12 protein-coding genes are annotated in these 10,133 nt (G+C 51.5%); 8 read left to right on the forward strand and 4 right to left on the reverse strand.

Annotation, left to right across the window (positions count from 1 at the left end; all coding sequences use genetic code 11):
* Window positions 1-32 precede the first annotated feature (32 nt).
* Window positions 33-1,421, reverse strand: coding sequence for a hypothetical protein (locus tag BUB22_RS15480; protein ID WP_139259051.1), 1,389 nt, complete (start codon window positions 1,419-1,421; stop codon window positions 33-35).
* Between the two features lie 268 nt (window positions 1,422-1,689).
* Between BUB22_RS15480 and BUB22_RS15490 the strand changes: the two genes are divergently transcribed.
* Entirely contained in the window at window positions 1,690-1,962 is a 273-nt protein-coding gene (locus BUB22_RS15490) for a hypothetical protein (RefSeq protein ID WP_073116558.1), read from the forward strand.
* Complete coding sequence (locus BUB22_RS17385; protein WP_073116539.1) at window positions 1,946-2,224, forward strand: DUF4160 domain-containing protein; 279 nt, start codon at window positions 1,946-1,948, stop codon at window positions 2,222-2,224. Before BUB22_RS15490 ends, BUB22_RS17385 begins: the two co-directional genes overlap by 17 nt.
* Window positions 2,225-2,230: 6 nt before the next feature.
* Here BUB22_RS17385 and BUB22_RS15500 read toward each other — a convergent pair whose 3' ends face one another.
* Window positions 2,231-2,752: a nitroreductase family protein gene (locus BUB22_RS15500; protein WP_073116540.1), complete on the reverse strand. Its 522-nt coding sequence runs from the start codon at window positions 2,750-2,752 to the stop codon at window positions 2,231-2,233.
* 47 nt (window positions 2,753-2,799) lie between these two features.
* Between BUB22_RS15500 and metG the strand changes: the two genes are divergently transcribed.
* Both metG and BUB22_RS15510 read left to right on the forward strand, forming a co-directional pair.
* On the forward strand, window positions 2,800-4,869 hold the full coding sequence (metG, locus tag BUB22_RS15505) for a methionine--tRNA ligase (RefSeq protein WP_073116542.1): 2,070 nt from the start codon (window positions 2,800-2,802) through the stop codon (window positions 4,867-4,869).
* A gap of 133 nt (window positions 4,870-5,002) precedes the next feature.
* Entirely contained in the window at window positions 5,003-5,773 is a 771-nt protein-coding gene (locus BUB22_RS15510) for a hypothetical protein (RefSeq protein ID WP_073116544.1), read from the forward strand.
* A gap of 30 nt (window positions 5,774-5,803) precedes the next feature.
* Here the strand turns inward: BUB22_RS15510 and BUB22_RS15515 are convergent, their stop codons facing one another.
* Window positions 5,804-6,562: a glutaminyl-peptide cyclotransferase gene (locus BUB22_RS15515; protein WP_073116546.1), complete on the reverse strand. Its 759-nt coding sequence runs from the start codon at window positions 6,560-6,562 to the stop codon at window positions 5,804-5,806.
* A gap of 27 nt (window positions 6,563-6,589) precedes the next feature.
* On the opposite strand from BUB22_RS15515, the gene BUB22_RS15520 reads away from it, so the two are divergent.
* The 3 genes from BUB22_RS15520 to BUB22_RS15530 all read left to right on the forward strand — a co-directional run bounded on the left by BUB22_RS15520 (window position 6,590) and on the right by BUB22_RS15530 (window position 8,619).
* Window positions 6,590-7,159, forward strand: coding sequence for a DUF4416 family protein (locus tag BUB22_RS15520; protein ID WP_073116548.1), 570 nt, complete (start codon window positions 6,590-6,592; stop codon window positions 7,157-7,159).
* 108 nt (window positions 7,160-7,267) lie between these two features.
* A complete protein-coding gene (locus tag BUB22_RS15525; RefSeq protein ID WP_073116550.1) occupies window positions 7,268-7,639 on the forward strand; it encodes a DMT family protein in 372 nt (123 codons plus the stop codon).
* Window positions 7,636-8,619, forward strand: coding sequence for a peptidoglycan DD-metalloendopeptidase family protein (locus BUB22_RS15530; RefSeq protein ID WP_083535592.1), 984 nt, complete (start codon window positions 7,636-7,638; stop codon window positions 8,617-8,619). The genes BUB22_RS15525 and BUB22_RS15530 overlap by 4 nt, the downstream gene beginning before the upstream one ends.
* Window positions 8,620-8,766: 147 nt before the next feature.
* On the opposite strand, the gene thiE is transcribed toward BUB22_RS15530, so the two are convergent.
* Window positions 8,767-9,399 (reverse strand): thiamine phosphate synthase, encoded by a 633-nt coding sequence (gene thiE, locus BUB22_RS15535; protein WP_073116554.1) that lies wholly within the window; start codon window positions 9,397-9,399, stop codon window positions 8,767-8,769.
* Window positions 9,400-9,542: 143 nt separating this feature from the next.
* On the opposite strand from thiE, the gene BUB22_RS17250 reads away from it, so the two are divergent.
* Window positions 9,543-10,106, forward strand: a complete 564-nt coding sequence (locus BUB22_RS17250; RefSeq protein WP_073116556.1) for a type II secretion system protein — start codon at window positions 9,543-9,545, stop codon at window positions 10,104-10,106.
* The last annotated feature ends 27 nt before the right edge of the window (window positions 10,107-10,133 follow it).

Raw genomic sequence — 10,133 nt, forward strand, 5'->3', positions numbered from 1 at the left:
GTATACCACTTAACAAGAAAAAAGGATATATTTTAACTTAACCGGTAATGAATATGGTTGTTCATGAACCCACTATTAAAAAACCTACAAATCCACAAGCCAACAAGCGAATCACCATCAACCTTTCCGGTGGAATAAGCAGAACTGGTAACGCCTTCTTCGTTGTAACCAATAATTCCACCTACATTGGTTGAGCCAAACACCGCACCTTTATTGTAGACAGACTCAACTTTGGATCTTTTCGCATGGCCAATAATACCCGCAGAATATTTATTAGCAACAATTGAATCCGTATTTGCAGACTCCGTTATAGTGACGCACAATGCTTGTCCCACAACCCCTGCCGTATAATTCGTTCCCACAATCACTCCGCGATTTAAAACGTTCTGCATGGAACCATAGTTCGCAGACGCAGGGCAATAACTATACCCAAAGAAACCTACTATTCCTGCAGTATACTCCTTCCCTGTAATTCTTGCAAAATTTGAACCATTCTTTAATTCAGAATTTGAACCAAGGGAAGCCGCAATGCCCCCAACATTATTAGAGCCTACAACTTCAGCATAATTTCTTGCATCTGAAATTTTAATAGAACTCCCAGTTCCAATAACTCCTCCAACATTTTTCAATCCAGTTACAACGCCCTGATTTTCAACATTCTCCACAGTCCCTTTTTTATCATGCGCCGATTCATAAGAACCAATTATACCACCTGTCACTGTTCCTGTCCCAAAAACGGAAGCCCTATTAACCGAATTACTTAAAGAACCATTTCCTTTCAAATTCCCTATTATTCCAGCAGTTGCGCTTCCACCCTGCACCCAGGAATTCTCTACAGTCAAATCCTGCACAGTCCCACTCGAATTTCCAAACAGACCATTGTGTGTACTCGTTGTATTGATGAACATTCCACTAACGGAGTGTCCATCGCCATCAAAATTGCCATCGAAGGAGACACTCGAATTTCCAATAGGAGTCCACTTGTGGAGCTTGGTTGAATCACCGACCAACGCACCCTTCTCGTCGATGACATCGCCTTTGTTCAGTTTGATATCAGCCCCGAGTTTAAAGTACTTGCCTTGATAAGCCTTATCACTCGAGTTCACGACAAACGAAAGATGGGCCAACTGTTCCGCGGTCAGAATGACATAGGGACTCAACTTGGTTCCCGCACCGCATGCGAAATCCTTCGCCGTAGTTCCGTCCCAAGGCACCCCCACCTCTCCAACACATTCCTCATCCAAAAGTTCCATGCTACTTGAGGATTTCTTGTCATCGCTCTTGCTATCCGAACTCGTTCCCTTTTTGCTAGAACTGCTAATTTCTGACGACTCGTCGTCATCCTTGGGTGCAGAAACAGTCTGTGTGCAAGCGACAAGCATTGCCACAATTCCAAGAAATCCAAACAAAGAGTAGCGCATATGAACCTCTAAATACCCTATTCAACAAAATATATATTACGCAAACAAAAAAGAACGTACTGAAAATATTCCAATATGGAAATTGCAAAAAATTCATTTTTCTCTTGACAATTGCATTTCACAAATTTATATTTAGTGCACAAGTGAGTAGAAAGCATTCACTAAACAACTAGACAAAACCTCGCCTTTTCTAGCATGTAGGCGGAAGGAGCAAACGATGAATACTAGCCAAACCAGGCAAGAAAAAGTTATATTGCCTTTTAGCAATATGATGTACCCCTTCATGACATTAGACGACAACGCAGAAATTGTCCATTCCGAAATGGGCAATGACGGGCGCGTCAAGGTGTACATCGAAAAGCCCGACGTAAAAGACGGCTTCCATCGGGCGACATGCTATTTACCCTCCTACACATGGGAAGATATATTCGGTTTTTCAGATGAGGAACTCGACCGCTACAAAAAGGTGATTGAGTCAACAGCTCATTTGATAATGGAATTTTCTCAGAACGGTGGGTTTAGCAATGCCGCAAATCTTTAAGATTGGTTCTTTCTGGGTTTACTTCTGGTCCAACGAAAACGATCCGTTGGAACCAGTTCACGTCCATGTGTCTGAAGGCGCACCCACTGCGAACGCAACAAAAATCTGGATTACCAAAGCGGGTAAATGTCTTCTAGCACACAATAACTCCCGCATCAACCCAAAGGTTCTTCAAAATATCCTTCGGATCATTGAAGCAAGGAACGAAGATGTCATCACCAAATGGAAAGATTTCTTTGGGACAATTTCATACTACTGCTAGTAGTCTTTACACTTCGCTGGCGAATTCTTCCATGCTCTTGCGCACGGGGTGTCTGGGCGAAGGGCCGCCGTTCTCGGGGTCGGCGTAGCCGATATCCAAGAGGCAGGCGAGCTTTAAGTTGTCCGGAAATTCGAACGCACTTTCGATGTAAGATGCGTTGAAACCGCGGGCCCAGAGGGTCGCAAGTCCGAGATCGGTCGCCTGCATCATCATGGAGGTGGTCACGATGCTCGCATCCATCACGCCGCTGTTAAAGTTGTCGTTGTACTTTTCTGCTGTGTAGCAGTTGGGCTCGTCGTAGCAGACCATCAGGACCACGGGGGCGTTGTAGGCCATGCGGGTGATGCCGCGGATCTTTTCGAGGGCCTCGGGAGACTTGATGACCTTCACGGTCACGGGCTGTGCGTTCACCGCCGTCGGGGAAAGGCGGCCCGCCTCGAGCACCTGGGCGAGTTTTTCGGGTTCTACCGCCTGGGCGGTAAAGGCACGGCAGCTATAGCGATTCTTGGCCAAATCCATAAAAGACATAAATACCTCTTGTTTTCCTTTAATATAATTTTTCTATCTTTGGAGCCATGAAAAATTTTTACGTTACTACCCCGATTTATTACGTGAATGACGCCCCGCATATTGGGCACTCCTACACCACCGTCCTCGCGGACATCCTCACTCGCTTCCACAAAATCCTGGGCTACCAGACGTTCTTTTTGACCGGAACCGACGAGCACGGCCAGAAGGTGCAGCGCGCTGCCGAAAAGCGCAGCGTGACCCCGCAGGAACACGTGGACGAGTACTACCACCGCTTCGAGGACCTGTGGAAGAAGATGGGTATCGGTAACGACTTCTTTATCCGCACCACGATGCCCGAGCACAAGGCCTACGTGCAGGAATGCCTGCAGAAGCTCTGGGACAAGGGTGAAATTTACTCGAAGGAATACGAGGGCTGGTACTCCGTCGGCGAAGAACGCTTCTTCAGCGAAGACGAACTCGACGAGAACAAGTGCGACCCCATCAGCCACCGCCCGGTGGAATGGCTCAAGGAAAAGAACTACTTCTTCAAGATGGGTTCTTACCAGCAGAAGCTGATTGACTTCCTCGAAAGCCACAAGGACTGGATTGTGCCGGACTACCGCTGGAACGAAATCCGCGGATTCCTGCGCCAGCCGCTGAACGACTTGTGCATCAGCCGCCCGAAGGCACGCCTCAGCTGGGGCATCCCGCTGCCGTTCGACACCGACTACGTGACCTACGTTTGGTTCGACGCCCTCCTGAACTACGTGAGCGCCTCCACCGCCTTCCACAAGACTTACGCCGACGGCACGCCGATTTGGCCCGCCACTTACCACCTCATCGGCAAGGACATCTTGACCACCCACAGCGTGTACTGGCCGACGATGCTCATGGCTCTCGACATTCCGCTTCCGCAGCACATTTTGGCCCACGGCTGGTGGCTCGTGAACGGCGGCGAAAAGATGAGCAAGTCCGCAGGCAACGTGGTGAACCCGATGGACTACATGGAAAAGTACGGCATCGACGCGTTCCGCTACTTCCTCGCCCGCGAAATGGTGGTGGGCCAGGACGCGAACTTCACGCACGACGCCTTCGTGCGCCGCATCAACAGCGACCTCGCCAACGACCTCGGCAACGTGCTGAACCGCGTACACCGCCTGGTGCTCAACAACTTTGAAGGCAAACTCCCCGCCGCGACCTCCATCGGCGATGCCGAGAAGGAAGTCATCGACCTCGCAAACAAGGTGATTGCCGAAATCAAGGAAGGCCTGCCGCAGGCCCGCCTCTCCCAGTCCATTGAAACCATCATGCAGCTCGTGCGTAGCATCAACCGCTACCTCGAAGTCAAGGCCCCGTGGAAGCTCGCGAAGGACCCCGCCCTCAAGGGTGAACTCGCGACCGTGCTCTACGTGTCTGCCGAAGCCGTGCGTCTCTCGCTCAGCCTGCTGTGGCCGGTAATTCCGGGCAAGGCCGAAGAAGGCCTCGCCATGATCGGTTGCAAGTTCCAGAGCGCCGACGACCTCGCCTGGGGAATCCTCAAGGGTGGCGAAGCGTTCGGTGAAGGCAAGCCGCTCTTCCCGCGTATCGAGGAAGAAGTCAAGAAGCCCGAAGCCCAGCCGAAGTCCAAGCAGAACAAGCCCCTGATGGCCGCCGATGTGCCCGCTGCCATGGACATGCGTGTGGCCCAGATCAAGGAAGTGGCCGACCATCCGGACGCCACGAGCCTCTACGTACTCAAGGTTGATGCCGGCGAAGGCGAACTCCGCACCATCTGCAGCGGCCTCAAGAACAGCTACAAGGCCGAGGAACTGAAGGACAGGAAGATTCTGTTGTTCGCAAACCTGAAGCCGAGCGCTCTCCGCGGTATCATGAGCCAGGGAATGCTCTTTGCGGGCGACCTCGACAACGAGGCCCACACTTGCAGGCTCGTTTCCGTACCCGAAGACGCGAAGCCGGGTGACCGCGCCCTCTTCAAGGGTGTCGCTCCCAGCGAACCGCGTGAACTGAAGGTGAAGGACTTCGAGAAAATTGCGCTCTCCGTGAAGGGTGGCACGGTGTTCTGCGACGCCCTCGCGCTTGAAGTGAACGGCAAGCCCGTGACCTGCGATGTCGCCGACGGCAACGGAGTTCATTGATGTCATCCCCGCGGAGGCGGGGATCTTCATATTCCAAATTAGAGCAATGCATTCCATCTGCGCATACCCGCATTTCGTCGTTTTTTCAAAATGCGGTTATACGCTTTGAACAAAGTGGCGGTATATTAGGGGTATGAGATTCTTCTACCTGACAATCCTTGCGATCCTTATCGCTCTCAGCGGATGCACCATGCACCCGCCTTCAGCGTCTGGGTTCATGGAAACGGCAGAACAGGGGCAAAACGACGAGAAGGTACGCGTGCTTACCGCCCGTGCCGAGAAAATCAACTTCAGCCTCTCCGGTGACGAATGGAACATTCCCATCGCCCTCGAGACCACGACCGCAACACGAAGCGGATTTGTATCGGGCTGGGGCATCCTTCCTTCACCCTACGTGACCTTCGGTTACGCCGACAAGTACTTCGGATGGCGCAGCTGGGTTTCTGCCATCTGGCTCGGCGTGACGGTAGCCGCGATATGCGCCACCGGGATATGCATCGACACAGACAGCGAAGATGACTATTCGTACAGTTACTATGAAGACGATGATGACGAAGTCGATCTCGTAGAACTGGATTCATTCCTAGCCGCATGGACGCAGTTGTTCAGCGGAGGGTTATCGTTCATCGAGCAAATTCCTGTCGGCGATTTCTTGCGCATTGGGTTCGAACAATACATTTGCCGCAATTTCTGGCTGAACTGGGGTACCGTCGGCGATCAGGAAGATTTCGGAAACGTGGAGGTCGGCGTGGGCGCGTACATGAGCTTCAGGGTAAATAACCACAGGGTTTCGCTGGACGCGCATTACGGCATTCTCGACTTCAATACAAAGAAACCTCGCCTATCCCTCGCGCTCACCTACAGCAACGTCCTTGTTTACGAGTCCGCCTCGTCCATCAAGTAGGCGCAAACGGATTTACTGCACAAGGCTACATCAAGGCACGGCAATCTTGTAAATCTGCGGCCAGTACTTGCCCGTAACCCACAGGTACTTGCCGTCGTAGGCAATCCCGTTCAGTACATCGATATTCGGGTTGTTCCTGTATATCTCGCGACCCTTCGCAGAAAAGTCAATGTACTTTTGCACCTTGCCGCTTGGCAGGTCGATAACAGCAATAAGCGGGGTCTGCCACACGTTTGCATACAAAGTATTCCCGACAATTTCAAGTTCGTTCAGGTTCTTTACCGGCTTACCGGCATCTGTCACGCGGATGGAACCCATCACGTAAAACCCGCCGAGAGCAATCTGCAGGAGTTCGTCACTGCCGTTACTCATCAGGAGGGCGTTCTGCCAGTAGGTAAGGCCCCAACCCTCGGTAGGGATGCGGAACTCGCCCTTATACTTGAACGGTTTTCGGCTATAGATGAACGCCTTCTTGGCTTTCCACGTGAGGTAGAAGATGTCTTCGCCCACGGCAATCGAGCCTTCCCCGAAATAGCGGGGAGCAAGCCTTGCGGAATCGAGAATCTTGCCATCGAGCGTGCGGCGGTACAGGCCGGATTCCCCATACTGGCCGGTAGTTTCAATCAAGTCCTTGCCGTCAAAGAAAAGCCCCTGCGTAAAGTGGGTCGGCTCGTGCGGGATTGAATCAAGAATCGCGGGCAAGACACGCGGGGCCTCAGCGAACGCAAGCGACGAGAGGAAAATGACGATAGACGATAGACGATAGACGAAAGAGAATTTTGAAGGCATGTGCAAAAATTACTAAATTACCCGAACATGGGCGAACTAAGGACTCCAGCCAAGGTCAAGATTATCGTGGGTATCCTCGCGAAGGACGCCCCGTCGGTCGAAGCCGTGCGCGCCACGCTCCGAGAAAAGTTCGGAGAAGAAGACCTGAACCTAGCCCCCTTCCCCTTCACGTTCACCAACTACTACGTCGAAGAAATCGGCTCAGCGCCCGTACGCGCGTTCTTCAGCTACGAGACCCTCGTGGAGCGCGAGACCATCGTCGACATAAAGCTCTGGACAAACGATATTGAACTCGAAATCGCCCGGAAGAACAACACACCCGGCCTACGCCCCGTGAACCTCGACCCGGGCTACATGACCCTCGGGCAATTCTTCCTCGCGACAACAAAAGACCAGCGCCAGCGCGTGTACATGCAGCGCGGAATCTTCGTGGAACCCACGCTATACTTCCAGGACGGGCACTTTCACGCCTTCGACTGGACCTACCGCGATTACCAGAGCGAAAAGTACATTCAATATCTAGAACAGGTGCGCGCCCGCCTCGCCTACCAAATGAGCACCGGGAAACCGTATAGATTGAGGCGAGAAACAACATGAATAAAAGGTCAATAGTCATTAGTCAATGGTCATTGGCTTTTTACAAATGCAGCTCCGCCGCCTAACGTTAAACCAATGACTAATAACCAATGACCAACAAATAGACTTATGAAAGCCGGAATATTCACAGTTATCCTTCTTATCATCAGCAACGTGTTCATGACCGCTGCATGGTACGGGAACCTCAAGCTCAAGGAAATGCACATCAGCACCGACTGGCCGCTTATCCTCGTGATTCTTGCCAGTTGGGGTGTCGCCCTCATCGAGTACTTCTTCATGATTCCCGCGAACAACATCGGGAGCAAGATTAACGGCGGGCCATTCAACCTGATGCAGCTGAAGGTCATACAGGAAGCGATTTCGCTTACGGTCTTTACCGTCATCGCGACTACGGTCTTCAACAACGAGGCTCTGCACTGGAACCACGTCGTCGCCTTCGTGCTCATCATCGGAGCGGTATTCTTCGCTTTCCTTAAATGATTCTTGCTTCACGACATAGCTGGGCAAGGCTTGTCGCCGCAATCGCCTTCACCATCGCGTGCATGAACGTGCATGTAGATGCAAAGCAGGCACCCAAGAAAAAGCAGAAGACAACCGCAGTCAAGAGCAGTGCAAAAAAAAGCAAGCCGGCAGCAAAGACCACAGCAAAACCGGCGGATAAGGCTCCCCCGAAAGAAGCCCAGCCCGATTCCTCGGTCGTGAAGATTGATGCGAACGACCCGAAGGCATTCACCAAGGCAATCCTCCTGGACAAGCAGGGCGTAGAATTCGAGGTAGTTGGCGAAGAAAAGCAGCCCGCCCCGAAACTTGTCGTCAAGGAAAAGAAAAACGAGGACTTCTTCGATTTTTCCACGATGCTCGTCCCCATCACGCACCCGGCCCCCATCGCCTCAAAATACGGCATCCGCGACCACAGGCTACACCGCGGCGTAGACGTGAGCGTCATCAAGGACGAGCCCGTGCTGGCAGCATTCCCGGGAGTTGTGACCATGGCGAAATACAACAAGGGCGGCTACGGACATTACGTTATCGTGGACCACGAAAACGGGTTACAGACGCTTTACGGGCACCTCTCCGAAAGGCTCGTGAAAATCGGGGAACGCGTGTACCCGGGCGATATCGTGGGGCTAGCAGGCAACTCCGGGCGTTCTTCGGGAGCGCACCTGCATTTCGAAATCCATTACGGAGAAATTAACATCGACCCGGAAACCATCGTCGACTTCCCGAACTGGGACCTGAAACCCGGTGTCGAGAAAGTTTCCAAGAAATCCATTGTACGCGCACACTACAACATGCAACGCAAACTCAAGAAAGAAGGTACGTACGTGGTGAAAAAGGGCGACACGCAGGGGAAAGTCGCCAAATGGTTCAACATCTCGATAGAAGCGCTCTGCCGTATAAACAACCTAAAGCCGGGTGCTCCGCTCAAGGCAGGCCAGAAACTACTCGGAAGCAAGTGACACAGCCGTAGGCTGTGTCATGCCGATGCCCGTTAGGGCAAGGGCATCCACAGCGTCATGCCGAAGCCCGTAGGGCAAGAGCATCCATACAATTGTAACAAGATGTAAGGATCCTCGCCTACGCGAGGATGACATTCTGTAGATGCATCAACTATTTAATGCAGAAAAAGCCTGTTTCAGTTCGCGCGTCGCGAGTTCCGGGTCAGCAGCCTTCATAATCGCAGAAACCACGCAGATGCCAGCAATGCCCGAACCCTTAAGCACAAAGATATTATCCTTGTTGAGCCCGCCAATCGCGTTCACCGGAATGGGAACCGCCTTCACGACATCCTTCAGGGTTTCCACCGGAGTAATGACAGTCTTTACATGAGTCGTCGTGGGGTAAATCGCACCGCAGCCCAGGTAATCTGCGCCCTGCTCATAAGCCTCGAGCGCCTGCGGGACAGTCTTTGCGGTAACCCCAATGATTTTCTCGGGTCCGAGAATGCGCCGGGCATCGCAAGCAGGCATATCGGATTGCCCCACGTGAACGCCCTCCGCACCGATGGCCATGGCCACGTCTACTCGGTCGTCGATAATCAGAGGAATGCCGTACTTGGCTGTGATTTCGTGGGTGGACCGGGCCAAATCCAAGTATTCCCGTGTGGAACGGTCCTTTTCTCGCAACTGTACGATGGTGGCGCCGCCCCGGCAGGCGGCCTCCACCACCGGCAAAAAACGGTCTTCGGGTACACACGTGCTATCGGTAATGAAGTAAAGGGTCATATCGAGATTTTTCATAGTTCTAAAGATAGCAAAAAAGCCCTATTTTCTGTGATTTTCATTAAATTTCGCCAATGAAACGAAAAAACATTCGTTTCAAGACGCGAAAATAAGTTATTTTCTCTATGTAAAGGTTTCGTTTTTTTGCAAGGGATGTTTGTATGCAGCCGCAAGAGCAAAGCAAGCGCAAAAAAGGGTTCACCCTCATCGAACTCATGGTGGTTATCTCCATCATGGGTATTCTCGCCGCAGTTGCTGTGCCGAACATCTTCGGCATAGTCGAAAAATCCAAAGAAAAAATAGACCTGCTCAAATTGTTCTATTTGAGAGATGCGCTAAACAGAGCTCTAATTGAAGATGGAGATGCCTTGTACAACAGCCCATATCTTTCTGAAGGGACAGATTCAGCCAAGACAAAAAATCACAATGACCTAGAAAATAATTTGAAAAAAGATGCTGGCGTAGCCTTGTTCGTTCACGAAGTGAAACCCGGCGTTTCCCCCAACATACAAAGTTCTCACAGTAGCATTGGAAATAACAACATGAGTTCTTTGATTAAGCAAGGGGGAGCATGGTACAACGCATTAAAGGAATCTGGCTTTGAAGGCGTTGCAGAGGTAGTGGCCTATAGACAAAAAACCGGAAACACCGCAGGAAGATTAGGCAAGTCTTTTTCTGTAAATTCATGCACAAAAAGCAGATTTTTCCATTTCCTTCTCGGTTAAGTAAGCTTTTTCTTCCATCCATTCCTC

This window comes from Fibrobacter sp. UWCM, assembly GCF_900129735.1.
Taxonomy (GTDB): domain Bacteria; phylum Fibrobacterota; class Fibrobacteria; order Fibrobacterales; family Fibrobacteraceae; genus Fibrobacter.